General features: G+C 74.5%; 9 protein-coding genes. 4 read left to right on the forward strand and 5 right to left on the reverse strand.

Annotated elements, in window-relative coordinates; genetic code table 11:
• Positions 1-3: 3 nt before the first annotated feature.
• The 4 genes from ACFYZB_RS13420 to ACFYZB_RS13435 all read right to left on the reverse strand — a co-directional run bounded on the left by ACFYZB_RS13420 (position 4) and on the right by ACFYZB_RS13435 (position 14,877).
• Positions 4-339 (reverse strand): acyl carrier protein, encoded by a 336-nt coding sequence (locus ACFYZB_RS13420; protein ID WP_388757964.1) that lies wholly within the window; start codon positions 337-339, stop codon positions 4-6.
• The gene (locus ACFYZB_RS13425) at positions 339-5,501 is read right to left on the reverse strand and encodes a beta-ketoacyl synthase N-terminal-like domain-containing protein (RefSeq protein WP_388757966.1); all 5,163 of its coding nucleotides are present in this window, start codon (positions 5,499-5,501) and stop codon (positions 339-341) included. Before ACFYZB_RS13425 ends, ACFYZB_RS13420 begins: the two co-directional genes overlap by 1 nt.
• 1 nt (position 5,502) lies before the next feature.
• The gene (locus tag ACFYZB_RS13430) at positions 5,503-12,531 is read right to left on the reverse strand and encodes an SDR family NAD(P)-dependent oxidoreductase (protein ID WP_388757968.1); all 7,029 of its coding nucleotides are present in this window, start codon (positions 12,529-12,531) and stop codon (positions 5,503-5,505) included.
• Positions 12,532-12,918: 387 nt separating this feature from the next.
• Positions 12,919-14,877 carry a ricin-type beta-trefoil lectin domain protein gene (locus tag ACFYZB_RS13435; RefSeq protein ID WP_388757970.1) on the reverse strand — a complete coding sequence of 653 codons (1,959 nt, stop codon included), beginning with the start codon at positions 14,875-14,877 and terminating at the stop codon, positions 12,919-12,921.
• A 305-nt stretch (positions 14,878-15,182) separates the two neighbouring features.
• On the opposite strand from ACFYZB_RS13435, the gene galU reads away from it, so the two are divergent.
• On the forward strand, positions 15,183-16,154 hold the full coding sequence (galU, locus tag ACFYZB_RS13440; protein WP_388757972.1) for a UTP--glucose-1-phosphate uridylyltransferase GalU: 972 nt from the start codon (positions 15,183-15,185) through the stop codon (positions 16,152-16,154).
• Positions 16,155-16,655: 501 nt separating this feature from the next.
• Here galU and ACFYZB_RS13445 read toward each other — a convergent pair.
• The gene (locus ACFYZB_RS13445; RefSeq protein ID WP_388757974.1) at positions 16,656-17,447 is read right to left on the reverse strand and encodes an XRE family transcriptional regulator; all 792 of its coding nucleotides are present in this window, start codon (positions 17,445-17,447) and stop codon (positions 16,656-16,658) included.
• 284 nt (positions 17,448-17,731) lie between these two features.
• Between ACFYZB_RS13445 and ACFYZB_RS13450 the strand changes: the two genes are divergently transcribed.
• The 3 genes from ACFYZB_RS13450 (at position 17,732) to ACFYZB_RS13460 (ending at position 21,386) form a co-directional block, all read left to right on the forward strand.
• Positions 17,732-19,051, forward strand: a complete 1,320-nt coding sequence (locus ACFYZB_RS13450) for an APC family permease (protein ID WP_388757976.1) — start codon at positions 17,732-17,734, stop codon at positions 19,049-19,051.
• 188 nt (positions 19,052-19,239) lie between these two features.
• Positions 19,240-20,589 carry a lysine N(6)-hydroxylase/L-ornithine N(5)-oxygenase family protein gene (locus ACFYZB_RS13455; RefSeq protein WP_388757978.1) on the forward strand — a complete coding sequence of 450 codons (1,350 nt, stop codon included), beginning with the start codon at positions 19,240-19,242 and terminating at the stop codon, positions 20,587-20,589.
• Between the two features lie 8 nt (positions 20,590-20,597).
• Positions 20,598-21,386, forward strand: coding sequence for a dimethylarginine dimethylaminohydrolase family protein (locus ACFYZB_RS13460; RefSeq protein WP_388757980.1), 789 nt, complete (start codon positions 20,598-20,600; stop codon positions 21,384-21,386).
• The last annotated feature ends 106 nt before the right edge of the window (positions 21,387-21,492 follow it).

The raw sequence follows: 21,492 nt of genomic DNA on the forward strand, positions 1-21,492 counted from the left end.
GGCTCAGCCCGCCTGCGTGGTCTTCGGACGTGTGGTCTTCAGGCTCCACACGACGTACTCCACGAGCCGGCCGACGGTGAGCTCGATGATCTCGTCGAAGTCCATGCCGGCCAGGAACTCGGCGAGGTTGACCCGCTGCCCGTAGCGCTCCTCCAGCAGCCCGGCCAGGGTGACGAGGTCGATGCTCTCCAGTTCCAGGTCGCGGTTGAAGGTGGTGGACATGCCGATGACCGCGTCGTCGTCGCCGTACTCCGCGAGCACCGTGCGGAGCATGCCGGCGAGGTCGGCGAGCACGGTGTCCGCGGTGGGCTGCGCCGGGGCCGGCTGGGTGGGGTCCATCAGGAGTCCTGCCTTCTCGTGCGTGGGTGTCCGTCGTCGGCTCCGGGATCGGTGGTCCAGGCGACCACGTAGGTGCGCTGCGGCAGGGCGGGCGGGTTGGCCGCCGGTGCGCAGTGCACGGTGTAGAGGGGTTCCAGACGGCCGGAGACCAGCAGCCGGCTGCCGTCCGGGGAGGCCTCCAGCACCGTGAAGTCCCGTGGGCGGCCGCCGAATCCGACGCCCTCCGCCTTCGCTACGGCCTCCTTGGCGGCCCAGAACCGGGTGAACCACACGGCTTCCCCGCCGTCCGCGGCGTGGGCGCGCAGCAGGCGCAGTTCGGCCGGGCCGAGCGCGGTGGCGAGGGTGGCCGGGTCGCGTTCGGTGACCTCTTCGATGTCGATGCCGGGGCCGGGCCGCGGGGTGTGCGGCCGGACGATCGCCACGGCCGCCTCGCCGCGGTGGGCGAGCGAGACGTCCAGCGGGGGCAGCGCGCGTCCGTGCACCCCCGTGACGTACGGACGCCCCAACTCGTCGTTGAGCACGCACACTTCCGCCGGGAAGACGGGTCCTTCGCCCTGCCGCCAGAGCCACTGCCGTACGGCGTCCTTGGCCGCGATGCGACCGAGCAGCCACTGCCGGCGGCCGCGCGGCGGGCGCTCGGCGTACCCGGCGCGCTCGGCGCCGCCGAGCGCGTTGCGCATGATCAGCTCGCGGGAGGCGAGGTCCGGCCAGCGCTCGTGCACCAGCGCCCAGCCGCCGGGCATGGCCGCGGAGAGGGTGTGGCGCTCGGGGAAGCGTTCGACGGGCCGGGTGCTGGGGTCGTTGTCGAAGCGGCGGTCCTGCCAGCCGTCGATCACGGCCCACACCCGGCCGCCGACGGCGAGCTCGGCGTCGGCCTCCAGGACGGTGTCCGTGAGGGAGGTGATCCGCAGCACGCAGTCGACGTCCGCGCCCGGGGCCGGGTGGGGGCCATGGAAGCGCATGTGCCGCATCCGTACGGGGAAGACGACGGTCCGCTCGGTACGGGTCGCCATGATCCAGTAGCCCAGCAGCTGGCCCACGTTGTCCAGCAGCGCGCCGGGAGCGGCGGGCGCGGTGATCACTCCCCGGATGTGCCGCTCGCCGATCGCGGTGAGGTCGGTCAGGCCCTGGAACCCGGGGCCGTGGAACATCCAGCGGTCGCGGTAGATCTGGGCCGCGGTGTGCTCGGGGCGGCGTTCGGGGGCGGCCGGGAGGGCGCGGGACGGGGACGGGGCCGGGTGGTACGGGGCGAGTTCCACCGTGGCGCGGGCCGTGGGGCCGAAGGCGACGGTGACGCGGTCCGGACGGCCGGGGACCGGTACGACGGTGACGGTCACGTCGACGGGGGGTGTGGCGGTGAGCCAACGGTCGAAACGGGCCTCGTGCACGGCGACCGCCCGCAGGCCCGGGGCCGCCGCCTCCGCCGCGTCCATCATGTGCCGGACGATCGTGGTGGCCGGCACGACCGGCCAACGGTCCTCGATGTCCGGCCAGTTGGGGCGTTGGCGGAAGAAGCAGTGGTCCAGGAGGTGGGGCATGGTGTGGGGGGAGACGTGGACGGTGGTGGTCGTGGGGGGCGGGGGCACGGTCGGGGTCGTGGTGGGGGTGGGGGCTGGGGCGGTTCGTGCGGGGGCCGGGGGGCGCTGGAGGTTCGGAGCGGCGGGAGTGGGCGCCGCGGCGCCGGGGTCGGCGCCCGTCCGGGTGGGCCGGGCACGCCCCGCGATCAACTGCGCCGCGGTCTGCGCGGTGTCCCGCAGCAGGGCGGTCAGCTCGGCGGCGGCCGGGAAGTGCGGGGCGAGGTCGTCCAGTTCGCCGAGTCCTGGGGCGGCGGGGCGGGCTGTGGGGGCGGGCGGGGGCGCGGGGTGCGGGGCGGTGGACGGACCGGGGCGCAGGTCGGCGCGGAGTGCCTCCAGTGCCGGTCCGGTCAGTGAGACGAGGGCTCCGCCGAGGTCCAGCCGGATGGGTGGGAGGCGCCGGTGTGCCGGTGCGATCGCCGTGGCGGGCGTCGACTCGGCGGGCGTGGGTGCCGTGATGGGCGCGGGCAAGGCCGGTGTCGTGACCCGCGTCGCTGCGGTGTGCGGTGCCACCGCAGCCGCCACGGCCGCTCCCGCCGTCCACAACGCCGTGGCCACCCGGAGCAGTTGGGCCATGCCGCTGCGCTCTGGCACGTTGGCGGCGACGGCCAGGTGGTCGCGGTCGCCCAGGGTGTCGCCGATCAGGGAGGTGAGCCGGCCGGGGCCCATCTGGACGAAGACGCGGTGCCCGGCGCCGTACAGGGCCTCGGTCAGCTCGCGGAAGCGGACGGGTTCCAGCAGATGCCGCACGAACAGTTCACGCACCGCGCACTCGGCCTCGGGGAAGGGCGCGGCGGTCGTCCCGGACCACACCGGAACGGCCGGCGGGTGGAGCCGGAACCGGTCGGCGGCCTCCTTGATGGGCGCGAGGTACGGCCTCAGCATCGGCGTGTGGAAGCCGGAGCGGAAGGGCAGTACCTGGCAGATCACGCCCTGCGCGCGCAGGGACCGCACGAACTCCTCGACCGTCGCGCCGGGCCCGCAGACCATGGACTGGCGGGGCGCGTTGTCGTGCGAGAGCACGATCCCGGAGTCCGCCCAGGACTCGGCGAGCGCGGCGCGGACGTGCGCGGCCGAGGTGCCGAGGGCGGCGAAGGCGAGTCCGGGCACGGTGACGCTGTCCGGGTCGAACTCGGCCATGAAGGCGTCCACTTGGTCCGGTGCGTACAGCCCGCCCGCCGCCATGGCCGTCCACTCGCCGACGCTGTGCCCGGCGACCGCGTCCGGAACGACCCCCATGCGGCGCAGCGCCCGGTCGAGCAGGCGGCCGGCACCGACGACGCCGAAGCCGTGCCGTCCGACGTCACCGACCCGGACGTCCGTGCCCGGCGGTGGGGTGAGGCCGAAGTGGGCGGCGATGTCGTCGGTGCGGGGCGTGAAGTCGCCTTCCAGGCCGGGGAAGACGAACACCGGCCCACCGGCGCCGCCGGCCGGGCCGAGCAGCGGGCCCGGCCGGAACCACACATCGCCACGGCCGTGCCAGCCGCGCCCCTTGGCGACGGCTCGGCGGGCCAGGGCGAGCCGCTTGGCGGTCGGGGCCACGATGCCGAGCCGGACCGGGCCGGCGTCGGGGTGCGGCAGGTCCGGGTCGAGCCCGGCTGCGAGGACGGCCGAGTCGTCGGCATCGAGGCGCGCGGCGAGGTCCGCCACGTCGTCGGCGGCGAGCAGCAGGATCCTCTCGGGCTCGATGACATGGGCGGGAGCGGCCGCGGACCGCGCACCGGGCGCCTCGTCCGGCGCCGAACCCGCCCGGACACGCTCCGGCGTCACGGAAGCGAGCCCCACGGCCCCACCAGGCCCGTACGGCGCCCGCTCGTCCTCGTGCACCCCGGCTCCGGCGCGGGCTGCCGCCGCACTGCCCGACCCGGCAGGCGCTGCGTCCGCGCTCGGCGAGCAGACACGCGCGGCCTCCGCAGACCCAGAGCATCCCGGCATGCCGCCCTGCGCCCCCGATCCAGCACGCGCGCCCTCCCCAGACCCCGAACCTGCACGGCCAGCCTCCGCAGACCCCCAACCCGCACGCGCGCCCTCCCCAAGCCCCGAACCTGCACGCGCGCCCTCCGCGGACCCCGAACCCGCACGCGCGGCCTCCGTAACCCCCGAACGGGAGCGCGAGGCCCTCGTCCGGCCGGACGGTGCGGTCCCGGTCTCCCCCCGCGCGCCACCACGACCCGGTGCCTCCTCCAGCACCACATGGGCGTTGATCCCGCCGAAGCCGAACGCGTTGACGGCGGCCCGGCGGACCGGCCGGCGGGCGTCCGTCTCCCACGGGCGGGCCTGCCCCAGTGTGCGGAAGCGGGTGGCGGCGAGGGCGGGGTGGGGGTCGTCGCAGTGGAGGGTGGGCAGAAGGGTGCCGTGGTGGAGGGCGAGGGCGGCCTTGACCAGACCGGCGACCCCGGCGGCCGGCATGGTGTGGCCGATCATCGACTTCACCGAGCCCAGGACGGGACGGTGGCCCTTGGCCTGCGCGGGCCCGAACACCTCGGTGAGGGTGGCGAGTTCGGCCGCGTCCCCGGCGGGGGTGGCGGTGCCGTGCGCCTCCAGCAGGCCGAGGGAGTCGGGTGCGGCGGGGTCGAGCCCGGCAGCCCGCCACGCCTGGCGCACGGCTCTGGCCTGCCCGCCCGGGTCCGGTGCGGCCGGCCCCGCCGTACGGCCGTCGCTGGCCACGCCGGTGCCCCGGATCACCGCGTACACACGGTCGCCGTCGCGTTCGGCGTCCGCGAGTCGCTTCAGTACGACGACGCCCGTGCCCTCGCCGATGAGGATGCCGTCGGCGTCGCGGTGGAAGGGGCGGATGCGCTGGCTCGGGGACAGGGCGCGCAGTTGGGCGAAGACGCTCCAGAGCGTGATGTCGTGGCAGTGGTGCACTCCCCCGGCCAGCATCAGGTCGCAGCGGCCGGTGGTGAGTGAGGTGACCGCCTGGTCCACGGCGACAAGGGAGGAGGCGCAGGCCGCGTCCACGGTGTAGGCGGGGCCGCGCAGGTCGAGCCGGTTGGCGATGCGGGAGGCGGCCAGGTTGGGGACCAGGCCGATCGCGGACTCCGGGCTGTCGGGTCCGAGCCGTTCGGTGAACGCCGTGCGGACACGGTCGAGTTGGGCCTCGGAGAGCTCGGGTAACAACTCGCCGAGGGTGCGGGTGAGTTGTCCGGCCGTGCGCACGCGCTGGTCCAGGCGGACCAGGCCGGGGGTGAGGTAGCCGCCGCGGCCCAGGGCCACGCCGATCCGGTGCCGTTCGGGCAGCCGCTCCTCTCCGCCGGCGTCGGCGAGCGCGGCGGCGGCCACGTCGAGGGCGATCAGCTGGTCGGGCTCGGTGCCGGGCACCGTGGCGGGCATGATGCCGTACCGGGTGACGTCCACCTCGGCGAGGCCGTCCACGAACCCGCCGCGCCGGCAGTAGATCCGGTCGGGGGCGGCGGGTCCGGTGGCGGAGCCGGGCCGGTAGTAGGCGGCGTCCCAGCGGTCCGCGGGGACCTCGCTGATCGCGTCGACTCCGTCGCGCAGGTTGCGCCAGTAGGCGTCGAGGCCTGGGGCGCCGGGCATCAGCACCGCCATCCCGACGACCGCGACGGGAAGCTGTCCTGCCGTCATGTCACCAGCCCGACGCGGTGTAGACGACTGCGCGGACCGATGGTTCGCCCCAGGCGAGTTCGCGCAGCAGGGCCGCGGTGCCCTCGTCGGGGTCGATCAGCTCGATCCCGCGCCGGGCGTACTCGCGCCCGAGTTCCGCGCCGACCATGCCGCCGTGCGCCGCGGACGGCGCCCAGGGTCCCCAGTGGACGGTCAGCGCGCGCCCCCCCGCACGGTCGGCCCAGTCGGCGCCGAGGGTTTCCAGGGCGTCGTTGGCGGCGGCGTAGTCGGCCTGGCCGCGGTTGCCGAGCACGGCGGCGATGCTGCCGAACAGCACGGTGAACGCGGGCGCGTCCGGCAGGTCGTCCAGGGCGGCGAACAGGGCCGCTGCTCCGGCCGTCTTCGTGCCGTAGACCCGCTGGAAGGACTCGGGGGTCTTGTCGGCGATCAGCCGGTCCTCGATGACACCGGCGGCGAAGACGACCCCGTCGAGGCGGCCGTGTTCGGCATGGATCTCCTTGACCGCCCGTAGCACGGCGTCCCGGTCCCGGAAGTCCACCGAGCGGTAGCGTGCCGCGCTGCCGAGTGCACCGAGCTCCGCGAGGGTCGTGGTGATCTCCCGCTGGGCGAGGACGAGTTCGGCGGCCCGGTTGATCTCGGCGGGGCTGGTCGCCGCGCCGGGACCGGCGGCGAGCGCCGCCCGCAGCTCGGCGGGGGTGCGCGCGGCGGCGGTGCGGGGGTCCTCCGGCGCGGTGGGCGCGGGCGTACGGCCCAGCAGCTCGACACGGCACCGGCAGGCGGCGGCCAGCGTGGCCGCGAACCTCGCGGTGATGCCCCGGGCGCCCCCGACCAGCAGCACGACGGAGTCACGGTCGAGACCGAGTGCCGCCGCCTCGGCGGCGCCGTCCCCCGCGGGCCCGGCGCCGGTGGTGGCGAGCGGGCCCAGGGGGGCGGGCACCAGTGCGAGCCCCTGCCGGGCACCGGCCGCCGTACGCAGGACGACGGGGGCCGGCCCGGGCGCCCGCAGCTCGGCGAGCAGGGCGTCGGCGACGGCCGCCGGGGCGGTGTCCGCGACGGCGACGACCCGGGCGAGCAGGTCCGGGTACTCGCGGCCGACGCTGCGGAACAGGCCGTCGAGGCCGGCCGCCCTGAGCGCGCCCGCGCGGTCGGCGGCCCTGGGGGCGAGCAGCCGGCGCGGGCCGCACGCGAGCGCCGCGCGGAGCACCGGAAAGGCGTCCGGCAGCGCCGGGAGGTCGGGGCCGGGCAGCGCGCCGAGGTACACGACACCGTCGACCGGGCCGTCGGCCGCGGTGAGGAGGTGGCCCGCGTCGAGCGGTACGGCTTCGGCGCCGTGCCCGGCGAGCCGCGCCGCGACCTCCGCCGCCGCGCCCGCACCGTCCCCCAGGAGGACGAAACGCCGACCGGACAGGGCGGGGCCTTGGTCGTCACCGGCAGCCGGGTCCGGCTCCGGGAGCGGCGCGGGCCGCAGCTCACAGCGCCGGGGCGGAACGCCGAGGACGGAGGCGGGGGCGGACCCCGTCGAGGCGGACGCCGCGGCGGCCGGGCCCTGGGCACGCCCGGCCGCCGCGTCGGTGAAGGCACCCTCGGTCCGCTCCTCCGCGTACCCGGCCCGGCCGGCCGCGGGGGGCTCGTCGTGCCGCCCTCCCCCGTCGCCGGACTGCGCCCCCACCCGCGCCGTCAGCCATCCCGTCACCGCGGCGGCCGTACGCGCCTTGGCCAGTTCCTCCAGTTCGGCGTCGTCCAGCACGTCGGCGCCGCCCGCGATGCCCAGCCGTCTGGCGAGTTCGCCCGCTATCTCGGCCCGCTTGATCGAGTCGATGCTGAGGTCCGCCTCCAGGTCGAGGTCGGGCTCGATCATGTCCACGGGGTAGCCGGTGCGTTCGCTGATGATCTCCAGGACGACCCGCTCGACGTCGGCCATCGGGGCTTCATCCACCGGTTCAGTCAACTCCCTTTGCACCGGCGGCAGTTCATGGGCGACCGCCTGCGGCAGCGGTACGGCCGGGAGGGGCGCCGGCGGTGTCGCGCCGGGTGCCGCGCCGAAGTAGGTGAGCAGGACATCGCGCTGGGCGGCGATCATCTCCCGGCTGGTGCGCAGGAACTCGGAGATGAGCGCGTCCCGGTCGGCGGGGGCGCCGTACGGCTGGTCGGTGGTCACGGTCGTCTCCACGACTCGTCGGGCCGGTGCGAGGGCACCGGGCAGGAGTGCTCCGTCGGCGGTGCGGACGAGGTGCCCGTCGACCGTCCAGCCGGGCCGTTTCGGTGCCGGGCCGCGCAGCGCGTCGACGGCGTCCCGGCCCCGCAGCAGCCAGGCGGTGCGCACCGGCTGTCCGGCGACGGCGAGGCGGGCGAGGGCGTCGAGCCAGCCGCGCAGGCCGCTGTGAGGGTCCGGTTCGCAGGCGACCGTGCGATGCGGGCGGTTGCCGAGGATCCGTGCGACGAGCCGGGTGAGGACCGTGCCGGGGCCCGCCTCGACGAAGACGCGCGCGCCCGCCTCGTACATGGCCTCGATCTGCGCGGCGAACGCGACGGGGGCGGCGATCTGGGCGGCGAGCTCGGCACGCACCCCGTCGGGGTCGCGCGGATAGGGCGCGGCGGTCCGGTTGGACCAGACGGGGAACTCCGCCGCCCGCACCGTCTTGTCCGCGAGCACCTTGGCGAACCGTTCCCCCGCAGCGGCCACGAGCGGGCTGTGGAAGGCACAGGCCACGGGGATGCGCCGCGCGCCGAGCCCGGCGTCGCGCAGCAGCCGTACGGACGTCTCCACATCCGCCGTGGGTCCGGAAACCACCGTCTGGTCGGGTGAGTTGAGGTTGGCGACGACGACGGAGGCGGGTGCGCCGGTCGTCCGCAGGGCGCGTACGACGGTCTCGGCGGGGGCGCCGACGGCGGCCATGGTGCCCGGGTCGTCGCCCGCCGCCGCCAGGATCGCGCCGGCCCGCTCGGCGCTCAGCTCCAGCAATGTCTCGGGGTCTAGGGCGCCGGCCGCGGCGAGGGCGACCAGCTCGCCGTAGCTGTGCCCGGCGGCCTGGTCGGGGTGGACCCCGGCCGAGGTGAGGAAGGCGTGTGCGGCGAGGCCCGTGATGCCGAGGGCGGGCTGTGCGGTCCGGGTGTCGGTGAGGGCGGCCCGCCGGCGCTCCCGCGCGGCGTCGTCGAAGGCGGCGGGCGGATGGACGGTGTCGGCGTGCGCGCGACCGAGGTCCAGGTAGTGCTGTAGCTCGGGGAGGTGGACCAGGAGCTCGGCGAGCATCCCGGGACGCTGACTGCCCTGACCGGGGAACAGGAAGACGACCTTGCCCGCCACCGGCCCCTCGATCGGCCCGGCCTCCTCCTCCGCCGGCTCCGGCAGCGGATCCGCCCCATGGATGCCGGCGGCCGGATCGTGGTCCCCGGCGAGGAGGCGCCGCAGTTGTGCGGTGAGTTCCTCGGTGTCCCCGGCCACGAGCGCGGCCTGTACCGGTTCGTGCGAGGTGTCGGCGCGGCGGGCCGCGGCGAGGGCGAGGTCGCGCAGGCGCCAGGGGTGGGCGTCGGCCTCGGCGGCCCGGAGGATCTCCTGCACCTGCCGGTGGGCCGCCGCCGTGTCCCGGCCACGGAAGAGGAACAGCTCGGCCGGCCAGACGTCCAGGGAGCGGCGGGACGGTACAGCGTCGGTGTGCGCGGCCAGCACGGCGTGGAAGTTGGTGCCGCCGAAGCCGAACGCGCTGACCCCGGCGAGGCGTTCGGCGGCCGGTGCCGTCCAGGGCCGGGCGCGGGTGTGGAACGCGAACGGGCTGTCGTCCTCCGACCACGCGGGGTTGGGCCGCTCCAGGTGGAGGGTGGGCGGGGTGACACCGGTGTGGAGCGCGAGAGCGGTCTTGATGAGGCCCGCGAGACCGGCGGCGCACTTGGTGTGCCCGATCTGCGACTTGACCGAGCCGAGGGCGCAGCGGCCTCTCTCCGCACCCGCCCGGCGGAACACGTCGCTGAGTACGGCGAGTTCGGTGCGGTCGCCGACGACCGTGCCGGTGCCGTGCGCCTCGACCAGGCCGACGTCCGCGGGCGAGACACCGGCGTTGCGGTACGCGCGCTCCAGCGCCGCCCGCTGGCCCTCGGGGCGAGGCGCGGTGAGGCCGAGGGAGCGGCCGTCGCTGGCGGAGCCCAGGCCCTTGACCACGCCGTAGATCCGGTCGCCGTCCCGCTCGGCGTCCGCGAGCCGTTTCAGGACCAGGCAGGCCACGCCCTCGCCGAGGGCGATGCCGTCGGCCGAGGCGTCGAAGGCGCGGGAGCGTCCGGTCGGGGAGAGCGCGTGGACGGAGGAGAACAGGACGAAGTCGTTGATGCCGTTGTGCAGGTCGGCGCCGCCGCACAGTACGACGTCGCTGGTGCCGGAGACGAGTTCCTTGCAGGCCACGTCGAGGGCGGCGAGGGAGGAGGCGCAGGCGGCGTCGACGGTGAAGTTGGCGCCGCCGAGGTCCAGCCGGTTGGCGATCCGCCCGGAGATGACGTTGGCGAGCATGCCGGGGAAGGAGTCCTCGGTCAGCCGGGGCAGTTGCTCCTCGATGCCGTCGGGCACCTTGCCGTAGTACGACGGGAGTACGGCGCGCAGGGTGACGGCGCCGGACAGGTCGCTGCCCGCCTCCGCGCCGAAGACGACGGAGGTCCGCGCGCGGTCGAAGGCCCGCCCCCGCTCGCCGTATCCGGCGTCCTCCAGCGCCCGGCGGGCCGCCTCCAGGGACAGCAGCTGGACGGGTTCGATGCTGCCGAGGGAGGCGGGCGGGATGCCGTAGCGCAGCGGGTCGAAGGGGATGCGGGGCAGGAATCCGCCCCACTTGGACGCCGTGCTGCCGGCCGCGTGGTGGACGGCCGGGTCCCAGCGTTCGGCCGGCACCTCGGTGACGGCGTCGCGGCCGCTGACGACGGTGGACCAGAAGGCGGCGAGGTCGGGGGCCTCGGGGAACATGCAGGCCATGCCGACGATGGCGACGTCCAGCGGTGCGGGCGGCTCCGGCGCGGCGGCGGGGGTCGCGTCCGGTCGGGCGGCCCGCCGCGTCAGGAAGTCCGCGGCGCCGTCGGTCACCGAGCGGTGCAGGTCGGCCAGGGTGGTGGGCGCCGAGCGCAGCACGGCGACGTCGCCGGCCATGAACATCCCGTCCGCGAGCTGCCGTTCCTCGTCCACGCCGGCCAACGCGCCGTCGGCCCCGCGCTCGACGCCCTTGCTGGCGATGCGCAGCCGGCCCACGTTGAGCCGTTCCAGTCCCTCCCAGACCTCGCGGTCGGTCAGTCCCTGCGCGCGCAGAGCGGACTCGCGCGCACGGTAGTCGCCGGTGAAGGGGCTCGGGACACAGCGGGTGGCATGGCCGGGGGCGGTCTCCAGCAGTGTGGTCGCGGTGGCGGTGAGCACCTGCCGCTGGAAGAGGGGCCGCACGGCGCCGTGCGCGACGGCCTCCTCGGTGAACAGGTAGGCGGTGCCCATGAGCACGCCCACGGCGGCGCCCCGGGCGGTGAGCGGTGCGGCCAGGGACGCGACCATCGCCGCCGACCGCTCGTCGTGGACGCCACCGGCGAAGAACACCTCCAGCCGCCGGGCGGTCGTGTCGTCGGCGCCCGTCAAGAAGTCCTCCAATGCGGCGAGTTGGGCCTCCCACAGCGGAAAGGAGGCCCGGGGCCCCACGTGTCCACCGCACTCGGATCCCTCGAACACGAACCGGCGCACGCCCGCGTCCAGGAACTGCCGCAGCAGTCCCGGTGAGGGCACGTGCAGGTAGGTGCGGATCCCGGCGCGCTCCAGCGTCTCGGCCTGTGCGGGCCGCCCGCCGGCGACGATCGCGTGCGTGGGCCGCAGGTCCCGTACGGCGTCCAGCTGGGCGTTCCTGATCTCCTCGGGCGCGAAGCCGAGCACGCCCACGCCCCAGGGCCGCCCGTCCAGCACCGCCCGTGCCTCGGTGAGCATCGACCGGGTCCGCTCGCCGTCGGCCAGGGCCAGCGCGAGAAACGGCAGCGCCCCGTCCGCGGCGACGGCCGCGGCGAAGCCCGGCTGGTCACTGACCCGGGTCATGGGCCCCTGCGCGACGGGGAGCCGGGTGCCGAGCGCCCGGCTCATGGCCGACCCGGGGCGCAGGGCCGCGGCCGCACCACCCTCCGCCGCGCCACCGTCCGCCGCGCCACCGTCCGCCGCGCCACCCTCCGCCGCGCCACCGTCCGCCGCGCCGAGCATCGCCGCGGACACCTCCCGCACCGACCGCCGTACGTCGCCGAACCGTTCGGCGAACCGGGCGGCGAGGAAGCCGTCCTGACCCACCGGCAGCAGCCGGCCGCGCAGGTCATCGGCGCCCAGCAGGGCCGCGACCGCGCCGGGGTCGTCGGCCGGCGGGCGCGGGGCGTCCGGTCCCCGGCGCCGCAGTACCCGGTGGCCGCCGAGCACCACGGTCTCCGAGCCGTCGAGGGAGCGCAGCACCGCACGGACCGTCTCGGGCAGCCCCGATTCGGCGAGCAGGGCCAGTTGGCTGTCGAGGACCACCCCGGCGGCACCCCCGGCCACGGCGGCCGCCGCCGTACGCGGGCCGATGCCGCCGCAGGCCCAGACCGGGACGCGGCCCGACTCCTCGTCGGACAGCAGTTGTTGCAGCAGGACGAAGGTGCTCAGCTCGCCGACCCGGCCGCCGCTCTCACCACCGCGGGCGATGAGCCCCTGGGCACCCGCGCGCACGGCCGCGCGGGCCTGCTCGATGTCCGTGACCTCCGCCAACACACGCCAGTGGGAAGGGAGTTCGGAACGAGTCCAGGTTGCGTCCGCGGTGCGCACCACGGTGTCGGGGGCGTCGCCGACCTCGGCCGGGGTCAGCGCGCAGCGCCCGGTCACCCGCACCCCGAAGGGGCCCGGCGCGGACCGTCTCAGCCGGGACAGGGCCTCTCGGGACCTTCGGTCTCCGGCGCCGAGGTCGAGGATGCCGAGCGCGCCGGCGGCACAGGCCGCGGCGGCGAGACCCGCGTCGGGTTCTCCGAACGGGGTGAGACACAGGACGAGGTCACGGAGGCGCACAGGCGAGGTCATGATGCTCCGGCACGATCGGCGAGACAGCACGGTGGGGGGTGTGCGGCGGAACGATCTGGTGCGAGGGCACCGGAAACTAGCCTCGGCCTACTCACGGGTCAATAACGACGTCCCCTTTTCGCGTCCGGTGACATCGATTCGGCCATCGGGTCGAATTCCCCGCAAGAGCCGGAAAACGCGGCAATTCCCCTGACCGCTGCGGGCGGGAAACCATCCGGCTTCCCGCGCCACACCACCACAAACCCGGCAAAGCCCCCGCCCGCTTCACCGCGCACTCACCCGGCCGCAACGCGACGGGACAGCCACTCGAAGTCTGTAAATTCCACATGACTTCGGCGCCGTGGCTCGATCGCGGTCAGGGCCCGGGGGAACGGCCCGCGCCGCGGGTCAGCGGAGCGGTGCGCCCACGGTCCCCGGTACGGCGGCGACCGTGCCGGCGACCCGCGGAGCGACCCGGTGCGCCGCACGCACCGCCCGCACGGGCGACACGGAACCGGTGCGCCACCCGTCGTGCCCGGCGCGGACCTGGGCGATCCGGGTCTCGTCCGCCCGGCCCGGCTCCCCTGGCTCCCCCCACTCGGCGGGCCCGCCGGCCGCGCCCTCCGGCTTCCCGCGCGAGGTGTTCCCGCGCACGGGGCCGTCCCCGGCATCGCCCCTCGAGGACCCACCACCCCTGGCGGACCCCGGCTGCCGCTCCCCTGGCGCGTCCGCCCCGCTCGGCTCCCAGCCCTCTCCAGGCGCGCCGGGACCGCCCGGAGCGCCCATTCCACTCAGAGCACCGGGAACGCCCGGTGCGCCCGGCGCCGCGTACGGCCGCCCCGCCCGGTCGGCCCACGGCTCCAGCACCCAGCGCTGCTCCGGCGAACCGTCTCGCGGCGCCAGCGCGACACGGGCGGACGCGTCGCGGGGGCCCGGAGCGAGCGCGAGGCCCTCGTACCGACGCGGCAGGATCTCGCCGCGCACGGTGATGTCGTACGCCACCTCTCCGGCGTGCACGACGCATCCGGCCAGCACGACGTTCTTCGTCCCGGGGTCGGCGGCCAGGCACAGGGACGGGTCGGCGGCGCTGTGCAGCAGTCCGTCGGCCTGGTACGACCACTGCTGCGAGGCGGCGGCGGAGCACGGCGCGAGTCCGACACCGGCACCCGCGCGCACTCCGTCCCCGCGCACGTCCAGGCAGCGCCCGGAGGCCAGGCCGCGCAGGCCGCCGCGGGCCACCTCGACGGGTTCACCGACCGAGGCGACGGAGGGGGAGGTCGCGGCCCGGGCGCCGGTGCCGCCCGGGTGCGTGGTGTGGCCGACGGGGGCACCCCAGGTGGCGCCCGGTGCGGGGACACCGCTGTCATCGGACCAGCTCCTGACCGCCAGGACGGTGGCGAGCAGCGCGAGCGAGGCCAGTCCGACGCCGATGACCACTGCGGTGCGGTGGCCGCCGACGGGCCCGGTGCGGTGCCTGCCGCCCGCCCCCGCCGGCGCCGGGGCGGGTGCCGGCGCACAGGGCAACTCCTCGGCGGCTCCGCGTCCCGGTCGCGAGTCGAGATAGCGGCGGGCGCCCCAGCCGAGCACGGTCTCGGCGAGCAGGAGGCCCAGGCCGCCGTCGAACAGCGCGAAGGTGTCGGCGGCGTGCCGGCAGTACGCGCAGGCCGTCAGGTGCTGTCGTACGTCCGGCAGCAGGGCGCCGCCGCGGCGCATGGGCACGTCCAGAAGGCGGTTGTAGAAGCGGCATTCCGTGGAGGGCGCGAGTTCCCGGTGGGCGCGTACGCAACCCGCCCGGAATTGCTCGCGCGCCTGTTCCAGGGCAGCGGTCGCGGTGGCCGGGTCGATACCCAGCAGACCGGCGGGTATGTTTATCGGTTCCGCTTCTACCTCGGTGTGCCACAGAAGGCATTGCGAGGCGCCGGGAAGTGCGCGGAACGCGCGTTCGGCGAGTTGTCGTCTTTCCGGCGTTCCGGGCTTTGTCGCACACAGTCCGCGGCCTCCGGCCGGCTTGCGCAATTCCGGCAGGGTCGCGCAGGTCACGTCGTCCGCCGCCCAGGCACGGACGATGTCACGGACGGCGACGAGCAGGTGCGGGCGCAGGGCGCCGCAGGCCGCTCCGCCCGCCATCCGGCCGAGGACCTCGTGGAAGGCGGCGGTGGCGACGAGTTGCGGCGCGGGACCCGCGGAGGCCAGACAGACGACGGCGTAGTCACGGGCGGCCCGCCAGTGCCGGGCCAGCAGCAGGGCCACGGAGTGGTGGTGGGCGGCGTGCGGGCCGCCGAGCCCGGCGGTGAGATAGCGGTCGGACTCCCCGGGCGAACCGGGCAGCGGCGGATAGGGCGGGCGTGGGGGGTGGGGGGACTGCACGGAACCATTTCCTTCCAGCCGCAGGACCGCACACGAAATGCCGTCCTGTCGGAAAGCAGTGCCGATGTGGTGCATACCTGGTCCTGGTACATACCTAAAGGGCCGGCCCGGGCGTTCGACGCCTGCCTTCGCCCTCCCGCGGGAAGGCTCACCTTGGCACACACGACTCACAGGAAACAAGAAGTTCGAATGACTCGGTTTCAAAGTCGGTGAATTGCACAAGAGTTACCGGCGGTATCACTTCCACAGCAGGTTCCCATGTTTCTCCGGGCGCACTCTCATCCGCGTCCCCGAGCATGGGCCTCATGATCGCCCCCCACTGCACAGCGACCCCCGCCTCCGCCCGTACGGTCCGCAAGGCGGTCGTACCGGCCGCCGGACTCGGCACCCGCTTCCTGCCCGCGACCAAGGCCACGCCGAAGGAGATGCTGCCGGTCGTCGACAAGCCGGCCATCCAGTACGTGGTGGAGGAGGCGGCCGCGGCCGGCCTGGAGGACATCCTGATGGTCACCGGCCGGCACAAGCGGGCCATCGAGGACCACTTCGACCACGCCTTCGAACTGGAGCAGGCGCTGGCGGCCAAGGGCGACACCGTGCGTCTGGACGCGGTGCGCGATCCGGCCCGGCTCGCCGACGTCCACCACATCCGCCAGGGCGACCCGCTGGGCCTCGGCCACGCCGTGCTGTGCGCCCGCCACCACGTCGGCGAGCAGCCCTTCGCGGTCCTCCTCGGCGACGACCTGATCGACCCGCGCGAGACCCTGCTGAGCCGGATGCTCGAGGTGCGCGAGCGTTACGCGGGCAGCGTGGTGGCGCTGATGGAGGTCGACCCGGCGCAGATCCACCGCTACGGCTGCGCCGCGGTGGAACCGGCCGGCGAGGACGGGTTCGTACGCGTCACCGGACTGGTGGAGAAGCCGGCGCCCGGGGCCGCGCCGAGCCGGTACGCGGTCATCGGCCGCTATGTCCTCGACCCGGCCGTGTTCGACGTCTTGGAGCGCACGCCGCCGGGCCGTGGCGGCGAGATCCAGCTGACCGACGCCCTGCAGGACCTCGCGGCGGACGGCACGGTGCACGGGGTCGTCTTCGGCGGTCTGCGCTACGACACCGGCGACAAGGCCGACTATCTGCGCACGGTGGTCCGGCTGGCCTGCGCCCGCCCCGACCTCGGACCCGAATTCACCGGCTGGCTCAGGGAGTTCGTGGCGGGACTGGAGCAGGACACGACCGACGGCCGGGACGGACGCCGGGCCGCGTGGAGCGGCGCACACACGTAGAGGGGCCCCTCCCGCGGGCCCCTTTCCCGTACCCCCGTCTCGTCCGGCCGTTGGGCCGCGGCCTCCGGACGACGGCCATCCGGCCCGTCCAGGTGTTCATCACGGGCCGGGCGTCGCACGCGGGCCCGGAGCCGGCGGTCGGTGTGCACGCGCCGGTCGAGGCGGCGCACCAGGTGTTGGACATCGCCACGCCGAGCCGGCCGCGGAGAAGAAGCGGATCGAGTCGGCGCCCGCGGCACCGGGCTGTGAAGGCGGTCCGCGGCTCTCGGGGAGAGTGGGGGTGCGCGCGTCGTGAGCGCCCGCCGCACCCCGGTGCCCTCGGCACCGGGGTGTCCGAGCACCGGCGCGCGTCCGGCGTACCAGGCCGGCGGGGGCGCGAGCGGCCGAACAGGCCGTTCATGCAGTCCTCGTGCCGAGCAGAGTGCACGGCTCCGCCTCCCCGCAGCACGGCCTGCGGGCAGGCGCAGTCCTCGGCCGCGCCGCGCCACCCGGGTGCGCGCTTCAGCAGGACGCGGGATTGAAGAGGGCGATGATGAGGCGGGCGCCGGGCACGCTGCACGGTGCGGCGGCGGTGAGTGTCACCATGCCCGCTCCGAGCCGGGCGTGATGCAGTGGCCGCTCGTCCCCGTCCGGATGCACGCGGACCTCGGCCAGGCGCGCGTAGAGGGGACCGGTCTCGGGGTCCTTCTTGACGTCGTGCTCCAGGCGGCAGAGCGTCTCGTCCTGCGGGTACGCGGCGCAGGCGGCCCGCAGTTGACCCATGAGCGCCGGGGCCCAGCTCCGCTTCCAGTCCAGCAGGGACACCGTGCGGGCCTCGGGGCACAGGAGCATCCAGCGCATGGAGTTCTGCGGCACCGTGCCGGAGGGGAACATGGCGGCGAACGCCTTGTTGTAGCCCAGTACGTCCCACCGGAAGTTGCTGATGAAGGCCATCTCCCCGATGCGGTTGACGGCTCGTTGCCATACGTCCGGGACTCTGAGGCCGTCCTCGGGGCGCAGAGGTGCCGGAGGGACGTGACCGCGCGAGTAGAGCCACAGAGCGGTCCACTCCTGCTCGCCGAAACCGAGGATGGTGGCGACATCGGTCAGCAGGTCGCGCGGCGGGCTGGGCAGGTCACCCCGTTCGAACCTGCCGTACGTGCCCATGGCTCGCTGCAGCAGATGGTCCATCTGGTACTGGGACAGGCCTAGCGCCCTCCGGCCACGGCCCGCAGGGCGCTGCAACCCGTGGCCCTCCGGATCCCCCTGCGCCCGTCGTGCCACGAGGAGCTTCCTCAGTGCCTGGCGATCCATCCCCCGTACTCCCCTCTCTTTCCCAGCCCGCATGAACTTCCATAATGTGGAATATTCATTCCGTTCTTGGCTTCTGGAGGCTAGATGCCGAACCGGCAAGATCTCAACCGGAATCTCACTGCTCAAGACACACCGCAACGGCAAAGGTGGCGCTGTTTTCCATGCATAAAGAGCCCCTGGAATTGGCGGCCTCCGGTTGATCAACATGGTCTCGACCGCTGAACGCGACCGGGGACGGGCGTACTGACGCCCATCTGCCCCGGCAAAAAGGGGGAACGACCGCCGTGTCCCGTGGACCAGGGCTGCCCGCAGGGGAGACAGCGCCCGTCGAGAAGACCATCGCACCCGGCGCCTCGGCCGAACGGCACCGCCGTGCCGGCATCGGCGTGCGGTCGCTGGTGATCTTCTACGTCACCAGCATCGTGGGCACCGGAATCCTCTACGTCCCCGGCGTGACGGCTGAGCAGGCCGGCCCCTCGTCGCTGCTCGCCTGGACGGCGCTGGCCGCCGCCTCCTATCCCTTCGCGAAGTTCTTCGCCGAGATGTCCGCCTGGCGCCCGGATGCCTCGGGGCTGACCGTCATGGTGCGCCTCGGTTTCGGCGAGCGTTCTGCCCAAGCGGCCGCACTGCTTCTGATCGCCACCTATGTGATCGGCAACCCGGTGATGGGCATCGTCTCCGCGCGGTACTTCCTGGACCTGGTCGGTCACCCCGACGGTCCGGTGTACGCGGTGGCGACCGTGTTCATGGCGCTGTCGGTCCTGTTCAACACGCTGGGCCTGCACACCGGGGCGCGGGTCCAGGCGGTCTGCCTGGTGGTTCTGCTCACCGGCCTCGGCGTGTCCGTGGCCCTGGCCGCCCCGCACATGGACGCCGACCGCTACCGCCCGTTCCTCGATCACGGGTGGGGCGGTGTGGGAGCCGCCGTGGTCAGCGCGTTCTTCTCCTTCCTCGGCTGGGAGAACGTCTCAACCCTCGCCGACGACGTATCGGATCCGGCCCGCAGTTACCGTCGTGCCGTGCGCTGGGCCGTCCCGGTGATCGGCATGCTCTACCTGTCGGTGACCGCCGCGTACCTCGCGGTCCCGTCGCGCGGAACCATGGTCCTCACCGCGCTCCTCGCGGCACCCCTCGGACAGACCGGAAGGATCGTCGGCGGCCTGGTGGCTCTGGGGCTGGCCGTCGTGGCCACCAACGCCTGGGTGCTGGGCGCTTCGCGTCTCGTGGCGGCCGGAGCCCGGGACGGTCTGCTTCCGCGGTCGCTGGCGGTCACGTCCGTCGCCAGGGGCGTGCCGGTCCGCGTCCTGCCGGTGCTCGCCCTGTGCTACGCGGCCGTGCTGGGCGGCCTGTCCGTCACCGGACTCGGCGACACCGTCATCCTCACGATGACCAGCAGTTCCTTCCTGATGCTCTACGTCGCGACCGCGGCCGCGGCGATCCGGGCGCGGGCTCCGCGGGCGATCCGCCGCACCGGCCTGCTCACCCTGCTCATCGCCCTGGGGTTCCTGTGCTTCGGCGGCGTCGGCCTGCTCCTGGCCGCGGTGTTGGCCGCCGTCTGCGCGGCCCTGGGTGTGCTGCGCGGCCAGGGCCGCAACTCGGCCTAGCGCGCCGCGGGCGGCCGGCGCCGCCCTCGCATCGGGTCCACAACGGCGCGGACTCGCCCGGGGGGCCGCATGCGCCCTTCCGTGTGCCTCCCGCCGGCAGTCGGCTGCTCGCCCGGAACCGCGCGCCGGCGTCCACTTCACCACCTCGCCATCCCCCCAACCTCGAGCTGAAAGGCCTGGTCACGACCATGCAGCACGACCCGCAGAACGAACCGCCCCTGCACGATGTGGTGGGCATCGGCTTCGGCCCGTCGAACCTCGCCCTGGCCATCGCCATCGAGGAGTACAACGAGAGCGTCCCGCGGCACGAAGCACTCACCGCCGCGTTCGTGGAACGCAAACCGGAGTTCGGCTGGCACCGCGGGATGCTGATCCCCGGCGCCACCATGCAGGTGTCGTTCCTCAAGGACCTCGCCACGCTCCGCAACCCCACCAGCCGGTTCGGTTTCCTCCCCTACCTGCACGACCGCGGCCGCCTGGTGGACTTCACCAATCACAAGGTCTTCTTCCCGACCCGTGAGGAGTTCCACGACTACCTGGAATGGGCCGCCACCGGTGTGGACCACATGGTCCGGTACGGCCTGGAGGTCACCGAGATCAGGCCCGTGGAGTCCCGCGGCACCGTACCGGTGCTGGAGGTGGTGGCGCGCGCGGTCGACGGCTCGGGTGAGATCGTCCTCCACCGGGCCCGGAACATCGTCCTGGCCACCGGGCTGCGGCCCCGGCTGCCCGCCGGCATCGAGTCCTCCGCGCGCCAGTGGCACAGCGGCGAATTCCTGTCCCGGCTCGCCGAGTTGGGCGACACCGCGCCCGAACGGTTCGTGGTGGTGGGCGCGGGCCAGAGCGGCGCCGAGATCGTCGACCATCTGCACCGCACCCACCCGCAGGCGGAGGTGCACGCGGTCATCTCGCGCTACGGCTACAGCCCCGCCGACGACAGCCCCTACGCCAACCGCATCTTCGATCCGCAGGCCGTGGACGTCTATTACGCCGCCGACGAGGCCGTCAAGCGCCGGCTCATGGACTACCACCGCAACACCAACTACGGGGTGGTGGACCTCGACCTCATCGACGAGCTGTACCGCCGTTCGTACCAGGAGAAGGTGCGGGGCGCCGAACGGATCCGCATCCACGGCGCCTCGTCCCTCACCGGCGTCACCGAGCACCGGGAAGGTGTCGACGTCCGCATCACCGACACGGCCACCGGCCGCACGAGCGACTTCACCGCCGACGCGGTGGTGTACGCCACCGGTTACGACGCTCCCGACCCCGCTCTGCTGCTCGGTGACGCCCAGGCGCTGTGCCTGCGCGAGCCCTCGGGGCCGTTGAGCGTCGCGCGTGACTACCGGGTACGCACGACGGAGGAGCTCACCGCGGGCATCTACCTGCAGGGCGGCACGGAGCACAGCCACGGCATCACCTCCTCGCTGCTGTCCCTGTCGGCCGTGCGCGCGGGGGAGATCCGGGACTCGCTGCTGGACCGCCGCTCCGGCGCGCCGACCAGCCGGCCGGCCGCACTCAGCCCGGCGCGGGCCTAGGGGACGACATGCCGCTGACCGAACCCATCCGCCCGGCCGGCACCACTTGGTGCGCGCCGCGGGAGCGTGCCCGGACCGCCGACAGACGGCGTCTGCTGACCTGGACGCCTGCCGGCGCCGTCGTGGGCTCCTGGCGGACGTTGTGCGACGCCTACCGTCGGCTCGGCCACGTCGTGGAGGTCGTGGAACCGTTGCCGGATGTGCCCCACCCGGCCCTGGCCGCCGCCGTGGTCGACGGCAGGGTGCTCGGTGCCCCCTCGGCCGAGACCGACCGAGGATCGGCGTTCCTGCGGTGGTTCGCCCGGAACGGCTGCCGCGCCGTCCGCCCTGCGTCCCACCCGCACGCCGGTCAGGGCGACTACCTGCTGGTCCGCGACCGTCTGCTGGCCGGTCACAGCGACCGCACCGGCCTGTTCTCCCATGCCGAGGCACAGGAGTTCCTGCAGGTTCCGGTCACTCAACTCACCCTGGTGGACCCGCGCTTCCCCCACCTGGACACCGCGCTCACCGTGCTCTGCGCCGACGAGGTCATGTACTACCCGGGAGCCTTCTCCCCCGGCAGCCGGGCCGTCCTGCGCCGGCTGTTCCCCGACGCCCTGCTGGCGACGGAGGCCGACGCCCGGGCCCACGCGTTCAACGCGTTCTCGGACGGGCGGCACGTGCTGCTCCCCGCCACCGCCACGGCCGTCATGGGCCGACTGCGCAGCCGCGGCTACGAGCCGATGGGCCTCGACCTGCCCGCGCTCGACCGGCACTGGGGCATCAAACGAAGCACGCTCGAACTCCGCGCGTCCTGAACACGCACCCCTTGAACCGGGCGCCCCTGACCCCCGCGCCTTCGACACACCCGACGTGCACACCCGACGTGCACACCCGACCTGCACAACCCGTTCGCACACCAAC

The organism is Streptomyces sp. NPDC001852 (genome assembly GCF_042891825.1).
Taxonomy (GTDB): Bacteria; Actinomycetota; Actinomycetes; order Streptomycetales; family Streptomycetaceae; genus Streptomyces.

Excerpts from the sequence above, each read along its gene's own strand:
- ACFYZB_RS13460 (WP_388757980.1), top strand. The coding sequence starts at position 20,598 with ATGCCGCTGACCGAACCCATCCGCCCGGCCGGCACCACTTGGTGCGCG.
- galU (WP_388757972.1), top strand. The coding sequence starts at position 15,183 with ATGATCGCCCCCCACTGCACAGCGACCCCCGCCTCCGCCCGTACGGTC.
- ACFYZB_RS13425 (WP_388757966.1), bottom strand. The coding sequence starts at position 5,501 with ATGACGGCAGGACAGCTTCCCGTCGCGGTCGTCGGGATGGCGGTGCTG.
- ACFYZB_RS13420 (WP_388757964.1), bottom strand. The coding sequence starts at position 339 with ATGGACCCCACCCAGCCGGCCCCGGCGCAGCCCACCGCGGACACCGTG.
- ACFYZB_RS13455 (WP_388757978.1), top strand. The coding sequence starts at position 19,240 with ATGCAGCACGACCCGCAGAACGAACCGCCCCTGCACGATGTGGTGGGC.
- ACFYZB_RS13430 (WP_388757968.1), bottom strand. The coding sequence starts at position 12,531 with ATGACCTCGCCTGTGCGCCTCCGTGACCTCGTCCTGTGTCTCACCCCG.
- ACFYZB_RS13445 (WP_388757974.1), bottom strand. The coding sequence starts at position 17,447 with ATGGATCGCCAGGCACTGAGGAAGCTCCTCGTGGCACGACGGGCGCAG.